Source organism: Desulfosporosinus sp., from assembly GCF_014237355.1.
In the GTDB taxonomy this organism is placed as follows: domain Bacteria; phylum Bacillota; class Desulfitobacteriia; order Desulfitobacteriales; family Desulfitobacteriaceae; genus Desulfosporosinus.
In genome coordinates this window covers 107,964-132,868 of record NZ_JABZFS010000080.1, presented here as the reverse complement: position 1 = coordinate 132,868, position 24,905 = coordinate 107,964, and the positions used below count along the sequence as shown (strand labels likewise).

31 protein-coding genes and 1 riboswitch are annotated in these 24,905 nt (G+C 44.5%); all 31 genes read left to right on the top strand.

The genetic code is table 11. From position 1 onward, the window contains the following. The first annotated feature begins 3 nt into the window (after window positions 1-3). The 31 genes from rplR (at window position 4) to HGJ98_RS19825 (ending at window position 24,842) form a co-directional block, all read left to right on the top strand. Window positions 4-372, top strand: a complete 369-nt coding sequence (rplR, locus tag HGJ98_RS19975; RefSeq protein WP_291353466.1) for a 50S ribosomal protein L18 — start codon at window positions 4-6, stop codon at window positions 370-372. A 26-nt stretch (window positions 373-398) separates the two neighbouring features. Then, entirely contained in the window at window positions 399-899 is a 501-nt protein-coding gene (gene rpsE, locus HGJ98_RS19970) for a 30S ribosomal protein S5 (protein WP_291353465.1), read from the top strand. A 12-nt stretch (window positions 900-911) separates the two neighbouring features. Next, on the top strand, window positions 912-1,094 hold the full coding sequence (gene rpmD / locus HGJ98_RS19965) for a 50S ribosomal protein L30 (protein WP_291353464.1): 183 nt from the start codon (window positions 912-914) through the stop codon (window positions 1,092-1,094). A 17-nt stretch (window positions 1,095-1,111) separates the two neighbouring features. Then, complete coding sequence (gene rplO / locus HGJ98_RS19960) at window positions 1,112-1,552, top strand: 50S ribosomal protein L15 (RefSeq protein ID WP_291353463.1); 441 nt, start codon at window positions 1,112-1,114, stop codon at window positions 1,550-1,552. A 1-nt stretch (window position 1,553) separates the two neighbouring features. After that, window positions 1,554-2,840, top strand: coding sequence for a preprotein translocase subunit SecY (secY, locus tag HGJ98_RS19955; RefSeq protein ID WP_291353462.1), 1,287 nt, complete (start codon window positions 1,554-1,556; stop codon window positions 2,838-2,840). Between the two features lie 16 nt (window positions 2,841-2,856). Continuing rightward, complete coding sequence (locus HGJ98_RS19950) at window positions 2,857-3,498, top strand: adenylate kinase (RefSeq protein WP_291353461.1); 642 nt, start codon at window positions 2,857-2,859, stop codon at window positions 3,496-3,498. A 5-nt stretch (window positions 3,499-3,503) separates the two neighbouring features. Then, on the top strand, window positions 3,504-4,250 hold the full coding sequence (gene map, locus HGJ98_RS19945) for a type I methionyl aminopeptidase (RefSeq protein ID WP_291353460.1): 747 nt from the start codon (window positions 3,504-3,506) through the stop codon (window positions 4,248-4,250). A gap of 39 nt (window positions 4,251-4,289) precedes the next feature. Beyond that, a complete protein-coding gene (gene infA, locus HGJ98_RS19940; RefSeq protein WP_007778476.1) occupies window positions 4,290-4,508 on the top strand; it encodes a translation initiation factor IF-1 in 219 nt (72 codons plus the stop codon). 21 nt (window positions 4,509-4,529) lie between these two features. Beyond that, window positions 4,530-4,643, top strand: coding sequence for a 50S ribosomal protein L36 (rpmJ, locus tag HGJ98_RS19935; RefSeq protein WP_007778480.1), 114 nt, complete (start codon window positions 4,530-4,532; stop codon window positions 4,641-4,643). A gap of 96 nt (window positions 4,644-4,739) precedes the next feature. After that, window positions 4,740-5,111, top strand: a complete 372-nt coding sequence (gene rpsM / locus HGJ98_RS19930) for a 30S ribosomal protein S13 (RefSeq protein WP_291353459.1) — start codon at window positions 4,740-4,742, stop codon at window positions 5,109-5,111. A gap of 18 nt (window positions 5,112-5,129) precedes the next feature. Then, the gene (rpsK, locus tag HGJ98_RS19925; protein ID WP_007778485.1) at window positions 5,130-5,519 is read left to right on the top strand and encodes a 30S ribosomal protein S11; all 390 of its coding nucleotides are present in this window, start codon (window positions 5,130-5,132) and stop codon (window positions 5,517-5,519) included. 14 nt (window positions 5,520-5,533) lie between these two features. Then, window positions 5,534-6,163, top strand: coding sequence for a 30S ribosomal protein S4 (rpsD, locus tag HGJ98_RS19920; protein ID WP_291353458.1), 630 nt, complete (start codon window positions 5,534-5,536; stop codon window positions 6,161-6,163). A 69-nt stretch (window positions 6,164-6,232) separates the two neighbouring features. Continuing rightward, complete coding sequence (locus HGJ98_RS19915; protein WP_291353457.1) at window positions 6,233-7,180, top strand: DNA-directed RNA polymerase subunit alpha; 948 nt, start codon at window positions 6,233-6,235, stop codon at window positions 7,178-7,180. Between the two features lie 26 nt (window positions 7,181-7,206). Next, a complete protein-coding gene (rplQ, locus tag HGJ98_RS19910) occupies window positions 7,207-7,545 on the top strand; it encodes a 50S ribosomal protein L17 (RefSeq protein WP_291353456.1) in 339 nt (112 codons plus the stop codon). Window positions 7,546-7,631: 86 nt separating this feature from the next. Next, entirely contained in the window at window positions 7,632-8,414 is a 783-nt protein-coding gene (gene truA / locus HGJ98_RS19905) for a tRNA pseudouridine(38-40) synthase TruA (RefSeq protein WP_291353455.1), read from the top strand. A 195-nt stretch (window positions 8,415-8,609) separates the two neighbouring features. After that, the gene (gene rplM / locus HGJ98_RS19900; RefSeq protein ID WP_291353454.1) at window positions 8,610-9,041 is read left to right on the top strand and encodes a 50S ribosomal protein L13; all 432 of its coding nucleotides are present in this window, start codon (window positions 8,610-8,612) and stop codon (window positions 9,039-9,041) included. 17 nt (window positions 9,042-9,058) lie between these two features. Continuing rightward, window positions 9,059-9,454, top strand: a complete 396-nt coding sequence (gene rpsI, locus HGJ98_RS19895; RefSeq protein WP_291353453.1) for a 30S ribosomal protein S9 — start codon at window positions 9,059-9,061, stop codon at window positions 9,452-9,454. A gap of 142 nt (window positions 9,455-9,596) precedes the next feature. Next, complete coding sequence (locus HGJ98_RS19890) at window positions 9,597-10,316, top strand: N-acetylmuramoyl-L-alanine amidase (RefSeq protein ID WP_291353452.1); 720 nt, start codon at window positions 9,597-9,599, stop codon at window positions 10,314-10,316. Window positions 10,317-10,432: 116 nt separating this feature from the next. Further along, window positions 10,433-10,882 (top strand): DNA-binding response regulator, encoded by a 450-nt coding sequence (locus tag HGJ98_RS19885; protein WP_291353451.1) that lies wholly within the window; start codon window positions 10,433-10,435, stop codon window positions 10,880-10,882. Further along, complete coding sequence (locus HGJ98_RS19880; protein ID WP_291353450.1) at window positions 10,879-11,319, top strand: ABC transporter substrate-binding protein; 441 nt, start codon at window positions 10,879-10,881, stop codon at window positions 11,317-11,319. Before HGJ98_RS19885 ends, HGJ98_RS19880 begins: the two co-directional genes overlap by 4 nt. Window positions 11,320-11,671: 352 nt before the next feature. After that, window positions 11,672-11,824 carry a hypothetical protein gene (locus tag HGJ98_RS19875; RefSeq protein ID WP_291353449.1) on the top strand — a complete coding sequence of 51 codons (153 nt, stop codon included), beginning with the start codon at window positions 11,672-11,674 and terminating at the stop codon, window positions 11,822-11,824. 161 nt (window positions 11,825-11,985) lie between these two features. Beyond that, entirely contained in the window at window positions 11,986-12,888 is a 903-nt protein-coding gene (gene rocF / locus HGJ98_RS19870) for an arginase (protein WP_291353448.1), read from the top strand. 146 nt (window positions 12,889-13,034) lie between these two features. Further along, the gene (locus tag HGJ98_RS19865) at window positions 13,035-14,204 is read left to right on the top strand and encodes a M20 family metallopeptidase (protein WP_291353447.1); all 1,170 of its coding nucleotides are present in this window, start codon (window positions 13,035-13,037) and stop codon (window positions 14,202-14,204) included. 217 nt (window positions 14,205-14,421) lie between these two features. Continuing rightward, window positions 14,422-15,447 carry an N-acetyl-gamma-glutamyl-phosphate reductase gene (argC, locus tag HGJ98_RS19860; RefSeq protein WP_291353446.1) on the top strand — a complete coding sequence of 342 codons (1,026 nt, stop codon included), beginning with the start codon at window positions 14,422-14,424 and terminating at the stop codon, window positions 15,445-15,447. 100 nt (window positions 15,448-15,547) lie between these two features. Continuing rightward, on the top strand, window positions 15,548-16,807 hold the full coding sequence (gene argJ / locus HGJ98_RS19855; RefSeq protein ID WP_291353445.1) for a bifunctional glutamate N-acetyltransferase/amino-acid acetyltransferase ArgJ: 1,260 nt from the start codon (window positions 15,548-15,550) through the stop codon (window positions 16,805-16,807). A gap of 113 nt (window positions 16,808-16,920) precedes the next feature. Then, on the top strand, window positions 16,921-17,823 hold the full coding sequence (gene argB, locus HGJ98_RS19850) for an acetylglutamate kinase (RefSeq protein ID WP_291353444.1): 903 nt from the start codon (window positions 16,921-16,923) through the stop codon (window positions 17,821-17,823). Between the two features lie 109 nt (window positions 17,824-17,932). Then, a complete protein-coding gene (locus HGJ98_RS19845) occupies window positions 17,933-19,141 on the top strand; it encodes an acetylornithine transaminase (RefSeq protein ID WP_291353443.1) in 1,209 nt (402 codons plus the stop codon). Between the two features lie 90 nt (window positions 19,142-19,231). Then, the gene (gene carA / locus HGJ98_RS19840) at window positions 19,232-20,332 is read left to right on the top strand and encodes a glutamine-hydrolyzing carbamoyl-phosphate synthase small subunit (RefSeq protein ID WP_291353442.1); all 1,101 of its coding nucleotides are present in this window, start codon (window positions 19,232-19,234) and stop codon (window positions 20,330-20,332) included. Beyond that, on the top strand, window positions 20,322-23,516 hold the full coding sequence (gene carB, locus HGJ98_RS19835; RefSeq protein ID WP_291353441.1) for a carbamoyl-phosphate synthase large subunit: 3,195 nt from the start codon (window positions 20,322-20,324) through the stop codon (window positions 23,514-23,516). The genes carA and carB overlap by 11 nt, the downstream gene beginning before the upstream one ends. A gap of 93 nt (window positions 23,517-23,609) precedes the next feature. Then, window positions 23,610-23,716: riboswitch (TPP riboswitch) on the top strand. A gap of 84 nt (window positions 23,717-23,800) precedes the next feature. Next, complete coding sequence (locus tag HGJ98_RS19830) at window positions 23,801-24,097, top strand: MTH1187 family thiamine-binding protein (RefSeq protein ID WP_367142753.1); 297 nt, start codon at window positions 23,801-23,803, stop codon at window positions 24,095-24,097. Next, window positions 24,069-24,842, top strand: a complete 774-nt coding sequence (locus tag HGJ98_RS19825) for an ABC transporter permease (RefSeq protein WP_291353440.1) — start codon at window positions 24,069-24,071, stop codon at window positions 24,840-24,842. Before HGJ98_RS19830 ends, HGJ98_RS19825 begins: the two co-directional genes overlap by 29 nt. Window positions 24,843-24,905 lie beyond the last annotated feature (63 nt).

Below are 24,905 nucleotides of genomic sequence, written 5' to 3'. Positions count from 1 at the left end.
CCTTTGATTAAGCGCATCGATCGAAAAGCTATTCGCATGAAAAAGCATAAAAGTATTCGCAAGAATGTTGTCGGAGTCGCCAAGCGCCCTCGATTAGCAGTGTTTCGAAGCTTAAATCATATTTACGCTCAAGTTATCAATGACGAGCTCGGCGTAACCCTTGTAGCTGCTTCTTCACTCGATCCAGAGTTTAAGGCTGCAGAATTGTCAGGCGGTAACACCGCAGGCGCTCAAAAAGTAGGCGAACTGGTTGCGAAGAAGGCCCTTGAAAAAGGAATCACGCAAGTAGTATTTGACCGTGGAGGAAATGTCTATCACGGCCGAATTTCAGCATTGGCGGAATCAGCGCGAGAAGCTGGACTCAGCTTCTAAGCTTGGGTAAAGGAGGAAATTTCAAATTGGCGAAATTCGAAGCTAATAAATCGGACATGATTGAAAAGGTTGTTCACATTGCCCGTGTGGCCAAGGTTGTAAAAGGTGGACGCCGCTTTAGCTTTAGCGCACTAGTTGTGGTCGGAGACGGCAATGGTCGTGTTGGTGCCGGACTAGGAAAAGCTGGAGAAGTGCCTGAGGCAATTCGTAAAGGCATCGAAGATGCAAAGAAGAATCTCGTAAGTGTTCCGATGCACGGTACCACAATTACTCATCCCATTATTGGAATTTTTGGTGCAGGGCAAGTACTGTTAAAGCCAGCTTCTAAAGGAACTGGAGTTATTGCTGGCGGCGCAGTTCGTGCGGTTCTCGAAGTTGCAGGAGTTCATGACATTCTAACGAAGTCATTAGGCTCGGCAAACGCGCATAATATGGTTAATGCGACGATGGCAGCCTTAAAATCTCTTAAGCGTCCAGAAGAGATTGCCAAACTCCGAGGCAAGACAGTTGCAGAAGTTCTAGGTTAAGGAGGGTCGGTCATGAAAATTAAAGTGACACTGACAAAGAGCCCGATCGGATATTCAAAATCTCAGCACAAAGTGTTACAAGCGCTTGGCTTAGGAAAAGTCGGATCAAGTGCAGTTCATGAAGACAGTCCTGGAATTTTAGGAATGATTCATAAATGCATGCATTTGGTTACGGTAGAAACACTAGCTCAATAGAAGGAGGTGTGGCGAGCATGAAACTGCATGAACTAAAGCCTGCTGAAGGATCAACACATGCACCTAAGCGATTGGGTCGGGGCATTGGTTCCGGTCATGGAAAAACTTCCGGTAAGGGACACAAAGGGCAAAATTCGAGAGCTGGTGGCGGAGTACGTCCAGGTTTTGAAGGTGGACAAAATCCACTGTTCCGTAGAACTCCAAAGCGCGGCTTTAATAATATTTCAAGGAAAGAAATTGTCGCCTTGAATGTTCGTGACTTAGAACGTTTCGAGGACGGTGCTGAAGTTACCATCGAAAGCCTCTTCGAAATTGGTTTAATCAAAGCCTATAAAGATGGCGTAAAGATTCTGGCAACAGGGGATTTGACCAAAGCACTGACCGTCAAAATTGACAAAGTCAGCCCAGCAGCGGCAAAGAAGATAGTTGCAGCGGGTGGAAAAGTAGAGGTGGAATAGGATGGCTGTCGATTCCCTGAAGAATGCGTGGAATGTAGCGGATCTCAGGAAAAAAATCGGTTATACTCTGTTGATGTTCCTGATTTTTCGTATCGGAGCACATATTCCTACTCCTTTTTTAGATCGTGACATTCTGAATCAAATGTTTGGGTCGGGAGCCATGATGAATTTCATGGACACAATTTCAGGTGGTTCCTTTAAGAGCCTGTCTGTTTTTGCGTTGAGTATAACTCCCTATATCACAGCATCCATTATTTTTCAGCTACTAACCGTTGTCATACCCACCCTTGAACGACTTTCCAAAGAGGGAGACTATGGGCGTAAGAAGATCACTCAATATACGCGCTATGCAACCGTAGGACTTGGATTTATCCAAGCTATCGGACTCACCTATGGAATTCGGGGTGCAGTTACAATCACCAACCCGGCAATGAAGTGGCCGACCTACCTACTAATAGCATTAGTTTTGACGGCTGGAACTGCTTTTCTAATGTGGCTCGGAGAGGCAATTACCGAAAAAGGGATTGGAAATGGTATTTCGCTAATCATTTTTGCAGGAATTGTTTCCCGTGTCCCGTCAGCACTCGCATCCTTATGGGGAATGTTAAGGGTTGGAGAGATCAATGCGCTCTCTCTTATTGGATTGGCTCTTATCGTTGCCTTTATCACCGCGGGGGTCATTTATGTTCAGGAAGGTCAGCGCCGTGTCACTGTTCAATATGCTAAGAGAGTGGTCGGTCGTCGAGTATACGGGGGGCAGAGTAGTCATATTCCGCTCAAAGTAAACCAAGCAGGGGTAATACCAGTTATCTTTGCCATGTCGTTACTGGCTTTTCCACAGGCAATTACGTCCTGGATGCCGACGTCAGGCTTTGCCAGATTTGTAAACACGTGGTTTAGCATGAATGGCAGCCTTACCTCGATCCCTTATCTACTGCTCTATGGTGCGCTCATAATATTTTTTGCGTACTTCTACACGTCGATTACATTTAATCCAACTGATGTAGCAGACAACTTGAAGAAGTATGGGGGATTTATCCCCGGCCTCCGACCTGGGCGACCTACGGCAGAATATTTGTCAAAAATATTAAACCGTATTACTCTCGCAGGTGGTTTATTTCTAGCTTTGATCGCAGTCCTACCGACACTAGTTATTGGACTTACCGGACTCAAGAACATCTATTTTGGTGGAACATCCCTTCTGATTGTAGTTGGGGTTGCGCTTGATACGATGAAACAGATTGAATCCCAACTTATGTCGAGGCATTATCAAGGGTTTATGAAATAAGAGGAGGAAGAGGAAGATGAAGATAATATTAATGGGTGGACCAGGTGCAGGTAAAGGGACACAGGCAAATCCTCTAGTTGAGAAATTCAAATTTCCACATATTTCAACGGGTGACATGTTTAGAGCAGCTATTAAAGAAGGAACAGCCTTAGGTTTAAAGGCTAAATCCTATATGGATGCTGGAGGCTTAGTCCCCGACGAAGTGACGATTGGGATTGTTGAGGAACGCTTAGCGCTGCCTGATTGTGCGGAGGGATTTCTTCTTGATGGATTTCCACGGACACTGGCCCAAGGTAGTGCTTTAGCCGATATTCTAGACCGACTTGGGATGAAACTCGATGGTGTTATCAACATTGAAGTTGACGAAGAGGTATTGATTCCTAGACTTACTGGACGACGCGTTTGTCGGAAGTGCGGATCTTCCTATCACATGATCTTCAACCCACCAGCTCAAGAAGGGGTTTGTGGTCAATGTGGAGGAGAACTATATCAGCGTTCTGATGATACGGTTGAAACAGCTAAGAATCGCCTAAATGTCTATAACTCTCAAACAGAACCTTTGATCGCGTTCTATGAAGAAAAAGGTCTGTTAAAGCGAATCAATGGTGACCAAAAAATTGACCAGGTATTTCAGGATATTCTGAAAGCCTTGGCCTAATCAGCATGATAAAGCTGAAAAATGCGAATCAATTGGCTCGGATGCGTAATGCGGGGCGAATCGTGGCAGAAACACTTTCCTTAATCCGTGAGCACGCTAAGCCCGGTGTTACGACCCTTGAACTAGATCGCATTGCTGAGAAATATATTCGTGCACAGGGTGCCATACCAGCGTTTAAAGGATATAATGGATTCCCTGCAACGCTGTGTACCTCTGTAAATGAACAGGTAGTTCATGGAATACCCGGTTTAAGGAGTCTAGAATCTGGGGATATTATCAGTATAGATTGTGGAGCGCTCATAGAGGGATACTTTGGGGACGCGGCTGTAACTTTACCAATTGGCGAAGTTGGTGAAGATCTCCAAAAACTCTTAAGGGTGACTGAAGAGTCCCTATTGCTGGGTATCGCACAAGCAAACGCGGGCAATCGTCTTTATGACGTCTCTAATGCGATTCAAACGCACGTTGAATCAAATGGGTTTTCGGTAGTGCGCGATTATGTTGGGCACGGGATTGGAAAAGCCATGCATGAGGATCCCCAGATCCCTAATTTTGGCAAACCGGGCCGGGGGCCACGACTCGAGGTTGGTATGGCCTTGGCTATTGAGCCCATGGTGAACATGGGTACGTATGAAGTGCAGACGCTAAAGGATCGCTGGACTGTGGTTACGAAAGATAACCGGCCATCGGCCCATTTCGAACACACGGTTGCAATTACGGAAAATGGCCTAGAAGTTCTAACTCGATGTTAGGTGCAAGGCGTATGGAATGCCAGAGGAGGGGTAGTAAGCATGTCAAAAGAAGACGTTATTGAGGTAGAAGGTAAAGTCTTGGAGCCATTGCCGAACGCAATGTTCCAAGTAGAATTAGCGAATGGACACAAGGTTTTAGCGCATGTCTCAGGAAAAATCCGTATGAATTTTATTAGGATTCTGCCGGGAGATCGGGTCACTGTGGAGCTTTCCCCTTATGATCTGTCTAGAGGAAGAATCACATACAGATTTAAGTAATGACCAAAGGGAGGGATTACAGTGAAAGTAAAGCCTTCTGTTAAAAAGATCTGTGAAAAATGTAAAATTATTCGTCGCCATGGTAAAGTCATGATCATTTGTGAAAATCCGAAACACAAGCAAAGACAAGGCTAAAAAAGTTTCGGTTGCGCGGCTGATTGGAGTAATCCTCCAATGCACCGATTTTATATTGTTTTCCAGAACTGAAATAGTTGGAGGTGTAAATTTTAGATGGCACGTATCGCTGGTGTTGACTTACCGCGCGAGAAACGTTTAGAGATAGCCTTAACCTATATTTTTGGGATTGGGCTACCGACTTCACATAAAATTCTCGCTAAAACGGGTGTAAGCCCGGACGTCCGAGTGCGTGACTTGTCAGAAGACGAAGTCGGCAAGCTTCGGGAATATATTGATAAAGAGATTAAGATTGAAGGCGACTTGCGTCGCGAAGTTTCCCTCAATATCAAGCGTCTTATGGAAATTGGTTCCTATCGTGGCCTGCGACATCGTCGTGGACTTCCAGTCCGAGGTCAGCGCACGAAAACCAATGCCCGAACCCGTAAGGGCCCGGCTAAGACTGTTGGAGCAAAACGTAAAAAGTAATAAGGGGGGATAACCGAGATGGCACGTAAAGTTGTCCGGACAAAACGCCGGGAACGCAAAAATATTGAGAGTGGAATTGCCCATATTAAATCCACTTTCAACAATACCATGGTGACCATTACGGATACCAGCGGGAACGCACTCTCCTGGTCTAGTGCAGGTTCCCTAGGTTTTAAGGGATCACGTAAAAGCACGCCTTTTGCAGCGCAAATGGCTGCAGAAACCTGTGCTAAAGTCGCAATGGAACATGGCTTAAAAGATGTTGAGTGTTATGTAAAAGGACCTGGAGCTGGACGAGAAGCTGCTATTCGAGCCCTGCAAGCTGCAGGTTTAGAAGTTAATTTAATTAAAGACGTGACACCGATTCCACACAATGGCTGTCGGCCACCGAAACGTAGAAGGGTATAGGAGGTGTGTAATCATTGGCTAGATATACTGGACCAGTCTGTCGCTTATGCCGACGTGAAGGAATGAAGTTATTCCTTAAAGGAGAGCGTTGTTATACCGGGAAATGTGCGATTGACCGTCGTGCTTACGCTCCTGGACAACACGGTCAAGCCCGAGCTAAGAAGCCTACGGACTTCGGTCTTCAGTTACGAGAAAAACAAAAAGCTCGTCGCTTATACGGTGTAATGGAAAAACAATTCCGTAGTTATTTTGATGAGGCGGCTCGTCGCAAAGGTGTAACTGGTGAAAACTTGCTTTCACTTTTAGAGCGTAGACTAGATAATGTAGTCTTCCACTTGGGTTTTGCGTCATCGCGCCCAGAAGCTCGTCAACTCGTAAATCACGGACATTTTACGGTTAACGGCAAAAAAGTCGATATCGCTTCCTACTCCGTTCGTGTTGGTGAAGTTATCGCTGTTAAAGAAGGCAGTAAGAGCTCACCACGTATGAAACAACTCCTCGAAAACCTGGGTTCTCGTACAGTTCCCGGTTGGTTGAGCTTGGATGCTAATACTGCTGCTGGAACTGTAGTTGCACTACCTACTCGCGAAGATATTCAACTGCCTATCCAAGAACACCTCATCGTGGAGAAATACTCCCGTTAATGTTGACGTTCAACCCATTTGGGTCGGATGGTTTGTATATCAAGTTCTCGAGAAAGAAGGTGCATTCCGATGTTAGAAATCGAGAAGCCCAGAATCGAGTGTATCGAGCGTTCTGAAGATAACTCCTATGCAAAATTCATTGTTGAACCTCTTGAGCGAGGATATGGAATCACTTTAGGTAATTCACTAAGGCGAATTCTCCTTTCCTCACTCGAGGGATCAGCGGTAACATCAGTCAAAATCGAAGGAGTACTACACGAGTTCTCAACGATTCCGGGTGTTTTGGAAGACGTTACGGACATTATTCTCAATTTAAAATCCCTCGCCTTGAAAGGCTATACAGATGAACCTAGGGTGATTCGCATTGAGGCACAAGGTGAAGGGGTTGTCACGGCTGGGGACATTATAACCGACCCAGATATTGAGATTTTGAACAATGACTTGAAGATTGCTACATTAGATAAAGATGGCAGACTTTTTATGGAAATGACGGTGGAACGTGGTCGTGGCTACGTTTCGGCTGATAAAAATAAAAAGCCAGATCATGTCATCGGAGTTATCCCTATTGACTCCATTTTTGCCCCGATTTACAAGGTCAACTACACGGTAGAGGATACCCGGGTTGGTCAAATCACGGACTATGACAAGTTAACTCTTGAAGCATGGTCTAATGGCAGTATTTCACCGGAAGAGGCTACCAGTTCGGCAGCCAAGATCCTAAGTGATCATCTGCGCCTTTTCATGGGACTCACTGATAAGCTCAATAATGTTGAGATTTTAGTGGAAAAAGAAGAGGAAGCCAAAGATAAAATCCTCGAAATGACGATTGAGGAATTAGATCTGTCTGTTCGTTCTTATAACTGCCTGAAGCGGGCAGGGATTAACTCAGTTGAAGAGTTAACCCAAAAGACGGAAGAAGACATGATTAAAGTACGTAACCTTGGTCGCAAGTCTTTGGAAGAAGTGGAATTTAAACTGAAAGACTTAGGTTTATCGTTCCGACCTGCTGAAGACTAATTCGGTGCAAAAGGAGGGGAATGTAATTGGCTTACCGCAAGTTAGGAAAAAATTCTGGGCATCGCGGGGCAATGTTGCGTAACATTGTCACTTCCCTGTTAAGACATGAGCGTATTGAAACGACAGAAGCACGTGCCAAGGAACTAAATGCTATTGCTGAAAAGATGATATCACTTGGCAAGCAAGGAGATTTGGCTGCTCGTCGTGCAACAATGGCTTATCTTATGGATGAAGATGTTGTTAAGAAATTGTTTGATACTATCGCGCCGAAATATGCTGACCGTCAAGGCGGCTATACTCGAATAATGAGACTCGGCTTACGTCGGGGAGATGCTGCCACCATGGTAATCATCGAACTCGTATAATGCGGTACTTAAAGGCCGGGTTGCTTATAATGGTAAGCATGCCTGGCCTTTGCGGCTCCTACTAAGCAGCGGAGGCTTTACGTATTATGCGAAACATTCGATTGAAACTAGCCTATGATGGAACAAACTATCACGGGTTTCAAAGACAAATTAAAAGCGTTGGCCCCACGGTCCAAGGGACCTTGGAAACAGTCTGGGCAAAATTAGTTGAGGAAGAGGTAACCTTAGCAATGGCTGGTCGGACGGATGCTGGTGTTCATGCATCAGGGCAAATCGTAAATTTCATGACATCAGCCAGGATTCCCGAAGAGAAAATTCCTAAGGCCTTCAACAGCCTGCTTCCAAGGGATATACGAATCCTTGAAGCAAAATGTGTTCCCCATGAGTTTAACGCCCGATGGTCAGCAAAGTGGAAACGCTATGATTATCTAATTGACAATAAACCCATTCCGGATATATTTAAGCGTTTATATACTTCACATGTCCCCGTTCCGCTAAATGTTGCTCAGATGCAGGAAGCGGCTTGCTATTTAGAAGGCTGTCATAATTTTAAAACCTTTGCAGCAGCTGGTGGAGATAGTAAACGATTTGAACGTACTATTTACAGATGTCAAGTTAAAGAAGAGGAAAACCGATTGGTTAGAGTATCCTGCGTAGGAGATGGATTTTTGTACCACATGGTACGTATTATCGTTGGCACGCTTATGGACGTAGGAAAAGGTCGAATTTTCCCTCAACAAATACCGGAGATCATTGCCAGCCAAGATCGAACCCAAGCTCGTATGATTGCGCAAGCGCAAGGATTAACACTTGTCCATGTCAATTATACGGATGAAGGCCCCTTTGAGGTTTTCAATGACCTGATATAGTACTATTATTATAAGGTTGTTTAGTAATTAGAAAAAATATGAACTTGACATTAAGACAAAATTTAAATACAATATAAACATGAGTTTTTATGCCTTGGTTATGATTGAGCCCCATGCCCCTGGCATACGCAAGCATGATTGAGCCCCATGCGAGTGAGAAAAAACAGTCAAAACTTCTAAATTGGAGGGAAAGTCATGTCCACGTTTTTTGCGAAAGCACAAGACCAGGAGCGTAAATGGTATATTATTGACGCTGAGGGAGTCTCCTTGGGTCGTATTGCTACGGAAGCAGCACGTCTCCTGAGAGGTAAACATAAACCGACATTCACCCCTAATGTTGATACAGGGGATCATGTTATTATTATCAATGCAGAAAAAATAGTATTAACAGGAAATAAACTAAACAATAAGATGTATCGTCGTCACTCTGGATTTCCTGGTGGGTTAAAAGAAGTTCCTTACAAAAAGTTAATGCAAACTATGCCAGAACGAGCTATGGAACATGCTGTGAAGGGAATGCTTCCTCATAACAAGTTGGGCGCCCAAATGTACACAAAGTTAAAAGTGTATAAGGGAGATTCACACCCACATCAAGCTCAACAACCTGAAATTTGGACAATTCAGTAGGAAGGAGGAAGTAAAACATGGCAACTAAATTACAATATGCAGGAACTGGACGACGCAAAAATGCAATTGCTCGTGTTCGTCTTATTCCGGGTGAAGGAAAGTTTATCATTAACAAACGTGAGTTAGCTGAGTACTTTGGTAAAAAGACTTTGGAAATGATTGTTCAACAACCATTTACCATTACTGATACACTTGCTAAATATGACGTTATTGCTCTCGCTCATGGGGGAGGCACCACCGGCCAAGCTGGTGCGATTCGCTTAGGCATTGCTCGCGCACTACTAAAAGCAGATATCAGTCTTCGTCCAAGTCTCAAAAGAGCTGGTTTCTTGACACGTGACCCACGTATGAAGGAACGTCGTAAATACGGCTTGAAGAAAGCTCGTAAAGCTCCACAATTTTCAAAACGTTAATTATCAAGAACCCTCAAACCATTTCGGTTTGGGGGTTTTTTAGTGTCATGCCCCTGTCATGGGTAATTTTGTGACAAGCTAAACGCATATTCTGAAGTTCTCTCCCATAATGTAAGACGGAGTAGACTAGGGGAGGGATAGTATGAAACCGATTTGGGTTGTAAGTATGAAACGACGCAAGGTACTTATAGGGATTGTGCTTACGCTTATATTAATGGTAGCCCTAGCAGCAGGTTTTAATGGTCAGGACAAAGAAATTTGGAGTTGGACTTTGGGAAATCGTGTGGTGCTGATCGATGCTGGTCATGGAGGGGTAGACCCAGGGGCAGTTGGAGTAAGCAAGGTATTGGAGAAAGACATTACCTTGGGTGTATCTAAACGTTTACAGGCCCTTATTCAGCAAAGCGGAGCAAAGACAGTTATGGTTCGGGAAGATGACCGTGATTTGGGAACTTCTCAGGGCCTTTTGCGAAGGAAACGAGAGGATTTAGCGCAGCGGATTCAATTAGCAATGGATACTCAGGCGGAAGTCTATTTAAGCATACATGCCAATAGTTTTCCGGATTCCAGGCTTACTGGAGCACAAACCTTTTATCATTCGGATTCCCCTGAAAGCAAGTTATTGGCTCAATCGATTCAGCAAGAACTTAATAATATGACGAAGGGTAATAGAGTAGCAAAGGGCAATCAAGACATATATGTTCTGAAAAAAGCCAACCAAGCTGCTGTAACTGTCGAACTCGGCTTCCTTTCAAATCAACAAGAAGAACAGTTATTGACGACCCCTGAATACCAACAAACCTTAGCAATTGCCATTTACAAAGGGTTAAGTGTCTATTTTACTAAACAAGTCGATAATTAGATTATTACCGAAGTAAATTAAAAAAATTTGTGGAATAATGTAAGTATATGCAGGGAAAACATTTTGCTTTCTCGAATGTAGATAGGTTGAGATATCTAAGAAATGAGGAAGCGTATGTGGACATTTTGTCGATCTTTTTATTCATTCTTGGAGTTGGGTTTCTAATCTTGGGTTGGCGTTGGCAGAATCCATCAAATGAAGAAGCCCTGACCGCCCTGAAAGGGCTTGCGTATTTGAAACGAGAGACAATTCGTCTTGAAGACCAGGTTCGCGATTTAGACAGCAAACTATTAGAGTTAAAGGAGATCAACTGCCAAAAGTCAGAGTCCTGTGAAATTGACCAACCTCCACAAAAACGCAGTCTTTATCTGTTAAATACTAAAGACAAAAGAGAAAAAAAGTCTAAGGTCGAAAAGTCTCCACAGCTCTCTCCTAAGTACCAAGAAGTATTAAAACTTGCTGCAAATGGGCAATGTATACCGGAAATTGCACAACGTTTAGTCTTAAGCCAAGATGCCATTAGGATGGTATTAAGCATGCGGTCAGATGGAGGGAACACCCCTTGAAAGTAACACGTTCCTATTGGCTCGGACTGGGTTCAGGACTCATTCTGAGTGCAATGATGGTTCTGATTTTCTCCCCTCAAGAAGAAATCTCAGACGTTCAATCCATTGTTAACTCGCAAGAAATACTTCCTATGACTGAGGATACAAAACAACCGGATTCTCCTCCGCTTGTTCAGTCTTCCGAGTCCACTCCCAAACAAAATACCCCCCCTATGGTAAAAATTCCTAGCCCAGTTGATCAGGATTTTGTTATCCCAAAAGGCACCAGCGCAGAGCGGATTGCAGAGTTATTGTTCGTCCAAGGCTTTATAAAAGATAAAGATGTCTTCTTAAATATCGTTCATCAAATGAGAGCAGAAAGACAGTTTAGAGCAGGGACGTTTAGTTTATCGTTTGGACTTACCGAGGAAGAATTGATTCATCGGTTGTTGAAGTAGGGGGGGCTTGTGTGACAAAGCCCTCGGTGCTTACGACGCAGAGCAAACTAACCGTTTAAGCTCCTGGCTATGGGGAGTGGGGTACATCCTTCGGCGCGATAGTATCCGTCTGTGGGTCTGCGCCTTCGGCGATACTCTCCACTGGAGACTATCGTGCCAAAAGCGCCAGCAGTGTGCTATGCCCTCCATGGCGCACCCTGCACTAGGCACGTCCTGTGCCGTCGTCCGCAGGCCATGGATGGCCAAGTGTCCCTGTAGCCCACGAAAACACTGTTTTCGCACGGATTACTTTTCTTGCAGACACTGTCTTCGCACGGATTAGCCTTCATGCAGGATGGCGGGAGGGGATCGTGTGCGCTGCACCGTGTCTGGGGTCGGTCGTTTAACGGAAGTTTGCTTACGTAAAGACCCCGTGCTCGTCACACTGCGTCCCTGGCTAGGGTCTTGGGAACGGAAGAGTGGGAGACGGCCCATTGTATGGGCAGCGTCGTATGACTGTGGATAGTAGATGTGTTTTTTGATATACGCTTGCAAATTATTGCAAGCTTTTTTGATTTTAGGGGTACATTAATATGTACGGAGAAATCGGACAATATTAAGAGCACTCTTGATTTAAAGAAAATTTGTATCAAATTACTTTGAGTAGTAAATTAGGAGGTATAACTTATGCAAAAAAAAGTTATCAGGATTATTGGGGTCCCCATTGATTTGGGTGCTGATCGCCGTGGAGTGGATATGGGACCAAGTGCCATTCGTTATGCAGGATTAAATAAGCGATTAAAGCAAATTGGTTGGAAGGTTGAAGACTATGGAAATTTAGAAGTTCCGGTTCCTGAGACCCGAGAGATCAAGAACAAACGGCTAAAGTATTTAGAGGAAATTGTCATGATCAATGAACAACTTCATCTCATAGTAGCGGAGGCAATAAAGGATGGAGTGATTCCTTTAATTCTTGGAGGAGACCATAGTTTAGGTATTGGAACCTTGGCGGGGTTGGCTTTAAGTAAACAATCATTTGGATTAATCTGGTTTGACACACATGGAGATTATAATTCCCTTGATACTACGGAAAGCGGGAACATTCATGGTATGCCGTTAGCCATAGCTAATGGGATTGGTGCTCAAGAGTTAACGTCGATCGGCGGAGGAATAAAAAAAATTCGAGAAGAAAATACAGTTATTATTGGTGCTCGTGAAATGGATCCTCAAGAGAAGGAAATGCTGCGCAAATCAAAAATCACAGTATTTACGATGAGAGATATCGATCAAATGGGAATGATGGAAGTAGTTAGACAAGGAATAAAAGTTGCTTCCGAGGGGACTGATGGGATTCATGTTAGCTTTGATTTGGACGTGATTGATCCTGAAGAAGCACCTGGTGTTGGGACTCCAGTTCCGGGAGGGGTTACATATCGAGAAGCGCATTTAGCAATGGAACTATTGGCAGATTCTGGACGACTTTCAAGTATGGATGTCGTAGAAGTTAATCCCATCTTGGATACCAATAATAAAACAGCAAAACTTGCGGTAGGTTTGATTTCATCAGCTTTTGGAGAACGAATTTATTAAAAGGGGTGTTCTCAAATCTAAGTAAACTATTCAAATATAATATATTTTCGGATTATTAATTGCGATCAAAAAGGATTATGGTAAAATAAGAGGGAACCTTTAATAGAAACTACAGATAATATCATGAGAAGAGAGATGGGGTACCCATGGATGCGATTAAGGCATTTTTCAGGGATCAGGGACGGCATCTTCGCAAAGAAGTATGGGAAGTTGCTCGTCAGATTGGGGAGCGCCCTGAGTTAGGATATAAGGAATACTTTGCCTCTAATTGTTTAAGCAATTTTTTAAAGAAGCACGGATTTAGTGTGGATCTTGGGATAGCGGGAATGAAAACTGCCTTTTTGGCAAGATTTAAAGGTAATCATCCCGGGCCAACAATCGCCTTCTTAGCAGAATATGATGCTTTGCCTGTTATGGGGCATGGCTGCGGACACAATTTAATTGGGGCGGCAAGTGCTGGCGCAGCAGTCATTTTGAGCAAAAGTCTGAATCTTGCAGGTGAAATTTTAGTGATTGGCACTCCAGCAGAAGAAACGAGTGGAGGAAAAGTAACGTTAGTTGAGAAAGGGATCTTCAAGAACGTAGATGCAGCGATGATGTTTCATCCTGGCAGTCAAAATGTCTCTGTCATTTCAAGCCTAGCCTTAGATGCCATAGAATTTACGTTTCATGGACGTTCTGCCCATGCTGTGGCAGCCTCCAATTTTGGGATTAATGCCCTAGATGCGGTGATTAACCTTTTTGTTGGGATCAATGCACTGAAAAAGCAGGTTAATCGAGATATGAAGATTAACGGAATTATAACGGAAGGAGGGACTGCACCGAATGTTATCCCGGAACGTGCTGTAGCACGGTTTTATCTACGCGCCCGAAAACGTTCAGACTTAGATGAATTGAGAGAGCAAGTGATACGCTGTGCTGAAGGCGCAGCTTCCATGGTTTCTGCAAAGGTGACTTGGCGTAAATTTGAATTTTCATATGATGAGATGCATACAAATTTATCATTAGCAGAATGCTTTACTAGAAACCTGGCTGAAATGGGCATCGATCAAATAGCCCCTCCTCAAACGGCTATGGGGTCCGTAGACATGGGAAATGTCAGTCGAGTTGTTCCCGCAATTCATCCCTATCTAACATTAGGAACGGGTACAGAGATCCCGCATACACGAGAATTTGCTCAAGTTTCACTATCAGCTAATGCCGAAAACTTAGTTTTGCTAGCGATGCAAACCCTCGCTTTAACAGGGTGGGATGTTTTAAGTGATAAAAGGCTCTTGCAACAGATCAAGCGAGAGTTTCGTCAATTCAGAGGATGAATCTAATCTATATTAAAGAATAATTAGTTGTATTAGGTGGAAATATAAGTCATAATCAAATACTGCACCATGCAGCGTATTGGTAGAAGGGGGAAACCCTTTCTTTTTTTTGTACTGTCAGAAAGTATAAAAGTATTTAATTAACGGTTGAATGTTTATGCAGGTATATGTATAATTATTAAAAGTGAAATTGATATCAGAGAGAAGGGTTTAAGATATGAAGGTCGGTATTCTTGGAGCTACAGGATACGCAGGACAGGAATTAGTACGGCTATTACAGCGCCATGAAGAGGTGAAGGAGTTATATCTCTCATCGTCAAGCGTAGCCGGGGAAAATTATGATACGGTTTATCCACATTGGCTGGATCAAAATGTGGGGATTTTGCAAGATGAAAACATACCGGATGTAGATGTCCTCTTTTGTGCGCTTCCACATGGCCTAACGGCGGAAAGAACAAGTGCTTTCTTAGCGCGTAAGATGAAGGTTGTTGACCTGGGAGCCGATTTTCGGTTGAATGCAGCTGAAATATACGAGGAATGGTACAAGATAAAACATCCAGCAGCCGAGCTGCTTAAAGACGCAGTATATGGGTTACCTGAGCTTTATCGTGAACAAATACGAGGAAAGTGCTTAATAGCAAACCCTGGGTGTTATCCAACGGCAACTCTCCTAGCCCTGGTCCCCTTGCTTCGTAGACAATTACTTCAAACAAGCTATTTAATAATTGATGCCAAATCGGGTGTGTCGGGAGCAGGACGAGGAGTCTCGCTAAATACGCACTTCGGAGAGGTAAACGAAAACTTCAAAGCCTATGGTGTGGCAAATCATCGTCATACTCCGGAAATAGAACAAGAACTATCTCGGGCGGCAGGGCAGCCATTAACCATAAACTTTACACCACATTTAGTGCCTATGACACGAGGGATGCTGGTGACAATTTATGCTAAAGTTTCGGATGGGGTTGAAGAGGAAGACCTACGCAACTGTTGGTCAGATCAATATCAAAACGAAGAATTCATTCATCGTTTGCCACCAGGGACTTGGCCCCAAACAAAGTTTTCCAGTGGAAGCAACCATGCCTTTTTGCAATTGACTTTGGATAAAAGAACAGGTAATGCAGTTATTGTTGCTACCATTGATAATCTGTTGAAAGGTGCGGCAGGGCAGGCCGTTCAGAATATGAATCTTGCTATGGGATGGCCTGAAAGCCAAGGTCTTAAGGGAACAGCTCTTTGGCCATAAACCTACTCAGACAATGGGTAAGATAGCGCGATCGACTAGCAAATCAGCAATTTGTTCTCATGAAGACTTAAATGGATAAAGTGAAGGAGCGTGTAAATTAGTGGATAGTACAGAAAAGGCTTGGAAGCCAACTGATGGAGGTATAGCTGCTCCCAAGGGTTTCTATGCAACTGGTGTCCAGGCAGGCATTAAATATAAGGACAAGTACGATGTGGCAATAATTTTTTCAGATGTGCAAGCGCAAGCTGCGGGAGTATACACTCGGAACTTGGTCAAAGCCCACCCGCTTTATTTAACACAGCGCCACTTGAAGAATGGTATGGCCCGAGCTATTGTCGTAAATAGCGGAAATGCCAACGCTTGTGTTGGCGAATTCGGTGATCAGGCAGCCTTTGCCATGGCGGAAGTTGTAGGGATGTATTTGGGTTTAGAGCCTGAGGATGTTTTAGTGGCTTCAACAGGTGTAATTGGGGTTGAAATGCCGCTTGATCGAGTCTTAAACGGGATTCGTACAGCGAGTTCCCTTCTTCTTAACGATGTGGTCAAAGGGATCCGTGGACATAAGGAAATGGCTGATGAAGGAGCACATCGGGCAGCATTAGCAATTATGACCACAGATACCATGGTGAAGGAGTATGCATATGAGCTTCCCTGTTCTCAAGGTGGTGTGATCCATCTGGGAGCGATTGCTAAAGGATCTGGGATGATTCACCCTAATATGGGTACCATGTTGGGCTTCATTACCACAGATGCTTTCCTGTCTTCGGAGGATCTGCAACGTATCCTGCGTGAGGCAGTCGAAGAAAGCTTTAATATGGTAACGATTGATGGAGACACTAGTACCAACGATATGGTTCTCCTATTGGCAAATGGATCCTCGGGAATCGCCCCAGTCGGGGAAGACCGAGTAAACTTTGAAAAAATGGTTAAGTCCATGTGTATTGAGCTGGCTAAAGATATTGCGCGGGATGGAGAGGGAGCCAGTAAGCTAATGGAAGTGTCAGTCTTAGGAGCTAAAACAATCGAAGATGCTCGTAAAATTGCCCGGAGCATTTGTGGCTCTAGTTTAGTGAAAGCTGCGCTTTTCGGTGAGGATGCGAACTGGGGCCGAATTTTGACAGCGGCAGGATATTCTGGAGCGGAGTTCAATCCGGAAAGTGTTGATGTCCTTCTAGGGGATTTAATCGTCGCCCAAGCGGGAAAAGGAGTCGCCTTTTCGGAAGACAGGGCCAAAGAAATTCTTGGTCACAAAGAGGTTCACATTCGCTTAAACCTCCATAACGGGGAAGAACAAGCAACGGCATGGGGCTGTGACCTAACTCATGAATACGTAACGATCAATGGGAGTTATAGAACTTAAAATGAAAGCGACTAAAGGAAACAGAATGACAAGTTTTTGAATTTAAGGAACGAGGAGTAGACGTGGCTTTTCTTAAAAGTACGTAGGTATAAAATTAAGTTGGAGGTGTTTAGATGACCCCCATGGAGCAGGGATTAGGTAAAGCGCGGGTTTTAGTAGAAGCCCTTCCATATATCCAGAAATTTGCCGGAAAAACTGTGGTAATTAAGTACGGCGGTCACGCCATGGTTGATCCAGTTCTCAAAGAATCGGTGATGTTAGATATCCTTCTTTTACATTCTGTAGGGATTCGTCCGGTCCTCGTTCACGGTGGAGGACCGGAGATTAATGCTATGCTGAAGAAGGTCGGAATAGAAAGTCAATTTGTGCAAGGGTTAAGAGTTACGGATGCTCAAACCATGGAGATAGCACAAATGGTTTTGTTGGGGAAGCTGAACACTGAAATGGTTTCCCTGCTCAATCGCTTTGGAGGTAAGAGTGTTGGACTATCAGGAAAGGATGCCAAACTACTCAGAGCGGTTAAGAAGCCTATGCAGATGCCCAATAGTTTAGGAAAGATGGAAGACGTTGATTTAGGGCTGGTAGGCGAAATCCAGAGTGTTACCCCCGACATCTTAAACACCTTGTTGGGGCAGGGATATATTCCGGTAATCTCACCGGTGGCCAGCGGAGACGAAGGAGAGACATTCAATGTCAATGCGGATACGGCTGCGGGAAAAATTGCTGAGGCGTTGAAGGCAGATAAGTTGTTGCTCTTGACGGATGTACGTGGAATACTGAAAAATGTTACGGATCCAGAATCTCTCATTTCTACGATTTCCAGAGGGGAAGTGGCGATGCTAAAGGAACAAGGAGTTTTAAGCGGTGGAATGCTCCCTAAAGTAGAGTGTGCAGTTTCAGCGTTAGACAAGGGAGTTGGCAGCGTGCATATCCTTGATGGTCGACTCAGTCATGCAATTTTATTAGAGCTATTTACGGATGGTGGAATTGGCACGATGTTCAAAAGCGATGACTGATCATTCTGCTAAAAGTCTTATCCAGTTGCCATTGATAGAATTGTTGGAGGGCGTTTATCGAACAACGAACCACGAAGGCTGAATTATCCAGTAAGGAGGATGAATTAGAATGTTAGAAGGCTTAACAACCGAAGCGATTATTGAACGTGGAAAAGATGTGGTAATGAATACTTATGGTCGCTTACCCATGACAATGGTCAAAGGGGACGGGGCATATGTTTGGGATTCGGACGGAAAACAATATTTAGATTTCGTGACGGGGCTCGCAGTTAATTCTTTGGGACATAGCCATCCTGCGGTTGTCAACGCCATTCAGGAACAGGCTAAAGAAATTTTGCACACTTCAAATATCTACTGGATACCAAATCAAGTGGCTTTGGCTGAGCGCTTGGTGAAGCATTCATTTGCGGATAAAGTATTCTTTTGCAATAGCGGAGCAGAGGCTAATGAAGCAGCATTTAAGCTCGCTCGTAAATACGCTAAGAAAAATTTTGGTGAGCATAAATATGAAGTTGTTTCCCTCGAAAACTCTTTTCATGGGCGAACCCTAGCGACCCTTACCCTCACCGGACAAACTAAATATCAGGAAGGGTTTGACCCACTACCTGCAGGCTTTACATATGCCGCCTTGAATGACATCGAAGGTCTAAGAGCAAAGGTTAGCAATAATACTGCTGCAGTATTTATTGAACCTATTCAAGGTGAGGGTGGTGTGATTCCAGCCTCGATAGAGTTTCTCCAGGAAGCACGGGCACTGTGTGACCAATATGGAGCGTTATTGATTTTTGATGAGGTACAGTGCGGGGTTGGCCGGACTGGGAAGCTTTTTGCCTATGAGTGGAGCGGTGTTCATCCGGACATCATGACATTGGCGAAGGCTTTGGGCGGTGGAGTGCCGATTGGAGCTATGTTAGCTACAGATAAAGTTGCCAACGCTTTTCAGCCAGGAGATCATGCTTCAACTTTTGGAGGAAATCCCTTAGCCACTGCCGCAGGGTGTGCCGTCTTAGACTTGATGCTTGAGGATGGATTTTTTGAGGGAGTACAAGAGCGGGCGGAATATTTTCAACAAGGACTTGAAAAATTGGCACAGAACTATCAGACAGGTGGTCCCGTCCGAGGAAAAGGATTTATTGTGGGGTGGCCAGTTTCTAAGTTTGGCCCTGAAATCGTTGCCGATTGCCTACGACATGGGCTTTTAATCAACTGTGTCGGGGGGAAAATCTTACGATTCCTTCCTCCACTAACGGTCGAGAAGCAAGAAATAGATAAAGCTTTGGGGATTCTAGATGAAGTGCTCTCGAAACTATGGAAGTGATTCCAGAGGACTGAGGCCCGAATTAGTTTGAAAGATCTAGATAAAAGGGACTTAGGAGATAGATAGAGATTGTTCCGAGGAGGGATAGGATTGAAAGCAGCACTCGTACTTGAGACTGGGAAAATTTTATTGGGGGAGTCTTTTGGGGCAACGGGAGAGGCCTTTGGAGAAGTTGTCTTTAATACAGGAATGACTGGTTATCAAGAGGTGTTAACCGATCCATCGTATGCTGGACAAATGGTGTGTATGACCTATCCTCTCATTGGAAACTACGGGATTAACAGAGTGGATGATCAATCAGATAAACCTCAGGTCCAAGGGTTCATTGTTAAAGAAGCTGCACGCAATCCCAGTCATTGGCAGATGGAAAAAAACATCTCCAGGACGTTGGCGCAATCCGGAGTTGTAGGGATAAAGGGAATTGATACTCGTGCTTTAACCCGCATTATTCGAGAACACGGTGTTCTGCGTGGAGTAATAACGACTGAAGTAGAGAATGTCAGTGAATGGGTTCCTCGCTTGAAAACAAAATCTGTTCCAAGTGATGTTGTTAAAAAGGTTAGTACTCCTAAGATCTATACCTTACCTGCTATCAAAAACGAGAATGAAGCCGTTCATGTGGTGGTAATGGACTTCGGGATTAAGAGGAATATCCTTCAGGCCATGCAAGAAAGCGGGTTTCAGCTAACCGTTGTTCCATATTCTACCTCCGCAGAACAAATAATGAAGCTTCAACCGGATGGCGTCTTTCTCTCTAATGGTCCGGGAGACCCTAAAGAGGTAGCAGTCGGTATAGAAACTATTCAAGGGTTATTGGGCAAACGACCTATCTTTGGTATTTGCTTGGGACATCAACTCTTATCCCTAGCCTTAGGAGGAGACACCTATAAGATGAAGTTTGGGCATCGGGGAGGTAATCAACCCGTACAAGATCTAGAGTCTAAACGAGTGACAATAACTTCACAGAATCATGGTTATGCAATTTCAGAAGAGAGTCTAAATCAAACTCCTCTCTACGTAACCCATCGTAACCTTAATGATCAAAGCGTTGAAGGGGTTAAGCATCGAGAGTTACCTGTTTTTTCGGTTCAATACCACCCGGAGGCAGGACCGGGACCAAGTGAATCACTTTATCTCTTTGAGGAATTTGCGCAATTAATGCAGGAATGGAGGGCTGGATATGCCTCTTAATCCGGCGTGGAAGAAGGTCCTTGTCATTGGATCAGGGCCTATCGTAATTGGGCAAGCTGCAGAATTTGATTATGCGGGGACCCAAGCGTGCAGAGCTCTTCGTGATGTGGGGTTGGAGGTAGTGCTGGTTAACAGTAACCCGGCAACCATCATGACGGATGTGCAAACAGCCGACATTACCTATATCGAGCCTTTGTTGCCTGAGGTACTAGAGCGGATTATCAGTAAAGAACGCCCGGATGCCTTACTGCCTACACTAGGTGGGCAAACAGGTCTTAATTTAGCTATGGAATTAGAGCGCGGTGGACTTTTAAAACAATATAACGTGGATCTCATTGGTTGTAACTCAGAGACAATTTATAAAGCAGAAGATCGGGATGCCTTTAAGGAAACAATGCTCTCACTGGGAGAACCGGTGGCCGAAAGCGTCATTGTAACCACCTTAGCAGAAGGCAAGGAATTCGCCAAAAGACAGGGGTTCCCGCTGATTATTCGGCCTGCGTATACTCTTGGCGGAACGGGTGGCGGGATTGTCAAAAACCACAAACAACTCGATGATATTTTAAGGGGAGGGTTACAGGCCAGCCCCATTGGACAATGTCTTTTAGAGCGGAGTGTGGCTGGCTGGAAGGAAATTGAGTATGAAGTCATGCGTGACGCGGCAGATAACTGCATTACAATATGTAACATGGAAAATATCGACCCCGTAGGAATACATACTGGAGATAGCATCGTCGTTGCCCCCTCGCAGACCTTGAGTGATGTCGAATATCAGATGCTGAGAGCATCATCATTAAAGATAATCCGGGCCCTGGGGGTTAATGGAGGATGTAATGTTCAATTTGCTTTAAATCCAGTCAATCGAGAATACGTCGTAATTGAAGTTAATCCCCGGGTTAGCCGCTCGAGTGCCCTCGCCTCTAAAGCCACTGGTTATCCCATTGCCAAGATGGCGGCTCTTTTGTCTGTGGGCTTTACTCTGCCAGAATTGACGAATCCAGTGACCGGTCATACCAGTGCTTGTTTTGAGCCGGCTCTGGACTATGTAGTTGTAAAATTCCCTCGTTGGCCTTTTGATAAATTCCCGGCTGCTGACCATCGTCTGGGCACACAAATGAAAGCGACGGGAGAAGTAATGGCCATGGAGCGGACGTTGGAAGCCGCCCTTTTAAAAGCAACCCGTTCTTTAGAGGTTGGCACAGTCGGTCTTCGGATTAAAGCTTCTGGGGGTTGGACAGAGATGGAGATCGAAGACAAACTTACGTCAGCCGATCATGAACGTTTTTTCGCAATTCCTGAAGCCTTTCGTCGGGATTGGACCATACTAGAAGTTCAAATGCTTACTCAGATTGATCCTTTCTATTTGTATAAGATTAAAGAGCTAGTTCTACTGGAACAACGCTTGCAAAATGAGCCCTTAACCACCGAGTTACTGCGCTTGGCAAAAGTTCTAGGGTTCTCTGATCTAGCCATTGCCAAACTTTCGGGGCGCTCGGAAGAAACCGTTCGTGAGATGCGTAGGGACTTGGGGATTATTCCAGTTTATAAGACTGTAGATACCTGTGCAGCAGAGTTTGCTTCGGCAACCCCTTATTATTATTCCAGCTATGAGGAAGAAGATGAGGGAAAGGTGAGTACAGGTCCTAAGGTTGTCGTCTTAGGTTCAGGACCTATCCGAATCGGGCAAGGAATTGAGTTTGATTATTGCTCTGTACACGCACTCACTGCTTTGCAAGAAGCGGGTGTAGAAGCCATTATGATCAATAATAATCCGGAAACAGTATCCACAGATTTCGATATTGCAGATAAGCTCTACTTTGAGCCCTTGACCATAGAAGATGTGCTTCATGTCTTAAGTAAAGAAAAAGCGGATGGAGTCTTAGTTCAATTTGGAGGACAGACAGCCATAAATTTAGCGGGCCGTCTAAAACTTGCGGGAATAGAAGTTCTAGGAACCCCCGTTGATGCGATTGATATGGCTGAGGATCGGGAGCGGTTTGCTGAATTATTAGGTCGTTTAGGAATCCCTCAATCTGAAGGGCGAAGTGTTATATCAGTCGACCAAGCCAAGAAAATTGCCGAGGAACTGGAATTTCCTGTGATTGTCCGTCCATCCTATGTCATTGGTGGTCGTGCTATGCAAGTGGTAGAGAATCTAGATGAACTGGAAGATTATTTAAGGCGGGCGATTCATCTATCTCCAGAGCATCCGATTTTGGTGGATAGATATTTGGATGGAAAAGAAGTTGAAGTTGACGCGGTTTCAGACGGAGAGACCACGATAATAGCAGGCATCATGGAGCATATCGAACGCGCCGGTGTCCACTCAGGAGACAGTCTGGCAGTTTATCCGCCCCAGAGTTTAACCCCTGCTGAAATCGAACAAATCGAAGATTTCACCTGTCGTCTGGCTGAAGGAATTGGAATCAGAGGACTTATCAATATTCAATTTGTCGTCGTGCGAGGCAAGGTATATGTTCTAGAAGTGAACCCACGTGCAAGCCGTACGGTTCCGATTCTTTCTAAAGTGACGGGGATTCCCCTGGTGAACTTAGCTGTTCAAGTTGCTCTTGGCAAGACCTTGAAGGATATGGGCTATAACCATGGACTTGCTCCTGAAGTTCCCTTCGTCGTTGTTAAAGCTCCGGTTTTTTCCTTTGAAAAATTGACAAAGGTCGAAACTTCCTTAGGCCCTGAAATGAAGTCAACAGGGGAAGTATTAGGGATGGATACCCAATTCGGGCATGCTTTAGCCAAGGCTTTTGCGGCTTCTCGTATTCCCCTCCCCAAAGATGGGAATATTCTAGTATCTGTTGCAGAGAAAGATCGGCCAGAAGCGATTACCCTGGCTCGACAACTAGCTCAGTTGGGATTTGGTGTCAAGGGAACCGGAGATACTGCCAAGGCTTTAGCCCTATGTGGTGTAGAGGTAGAAGAAGTGACTGAATCCAGCCAGGCGCTTCAAGAAGCCATAAGACAGCGAGAATTCTCCTTCATCCTTAGCACGCCTAATAAAGGAACCCCGGAGAGGACTGGTTATCTTCTGAGGAGGTTAGCTGCAGAACACGGCGTCCCATGTTTTTCGTCAATGGATACTGCGAAAGCCGTCGTCCGAGCGTTCCAAGAGATACGAAGTCATACGTCTCCCCAGGTTCTCGCTTTACAGGAGTATTTGGTGATGTAAACCGGGTGGGACGGGGGGACTAGGAACCTGTCCCCCCGTCCCACTAGATGTAAGTTGACAAACGCCTAACCGAGATGCTATGATTACGAAAATAATAAATATTTGGGGAGCTGATCTATCGGCTGAGAGGGAAATATGAGTTTCCGACCCATTGACCTGAACTAGGTAATGCTAGCGGAGGGAATTATAGTGCATGTATCGATGCCGATCATTGCGTGAGTAAGAACCTTCTACAATTTTAGAGGGTTTTTTTATTTTATATAACAAAGAAGGAGGGAAAGCAGATGATTAATGCGAGTGTTGCGATCCAAGTACTACCGGCAGTGGAGGGAGAAGAAATCCTACACGTAGTGGACAAAGTTATTGAGTACTTAAAATCGACTGGACTTAATGTCTTTGTGGGCCCATTTGAAACGACTATTGAGGGAGACTTTGAACAGCTCATGGATATTGTTAAACGCTGCCAGTTGATTTGTATCGAGGAAGGTGCACCTAGTGTGATGTCCTATGTAAAAATCAGCTATAAGCCTGGTGGCGGAATTTGGACCATCGATGAAAAAGTTACAAAACATCACCAATAAGCTCTATCCAACAGCACTATTACTATTCTTACTGCTGGTATGGCATATGGTGACGGAAACCGGATTTGTTCCTAAGTTTATGTTGCCTTCCCCCATCGACGTGATCCGAGCCTTTATCAACTCGTTTTCCGAGCTCATGCAGCATGCAGCAGTTTCTTTGACAGAAGCCTTTGGAGGCTTGGCTATTAGCATTGTTTTAGCGTTTAGCATAGCACTTTTGATGGATCGGTTTGAAGCTTTATATAAAGCCGTACATCCCCTTTTGGTCGTCACTCAAACGATTCCTACGGTTGCCCTTGCTCCTCTATTAGTATTGTGGTTGGGGTATGATATGGCACCTAAGATCACACTAGTAGTATTAACGTGCTTTTTCCCGATGACCATCGCGCTTTTAGGTGGTTTCAAATCCTCCGATACGGATGCAATGAATTTAATGCGTGCCATGGGTGCCAGGAAGTGGCAAATATATCGCTACATTAAGCTGCCCAATGCCTTGCCGGGTTTCTTTTCGGGTCTCAAAATATCCGTATCCTATTCTATTGTTGGTGCAGTCATAGCGGAATGGCTGGGTGGAAATAGTGGATTAGGAGTATATATGACTCGCGTGCGGAAATCCTACGCCTTTGATAAGATGTTCGCAGTTATTTTCCTTATTATCATATTGAGTTTATTGCTCATGAAATGCGTAGGGCTATTAGAACGTAGGGCAATGCCTTGGAGACATACCGAGGAGGAAAGAAATTAATCAACTAAGATGTACTATGAAAGATAAGACCATAAGTATTTAAGTAGAGGAGTAAGAAAGAAC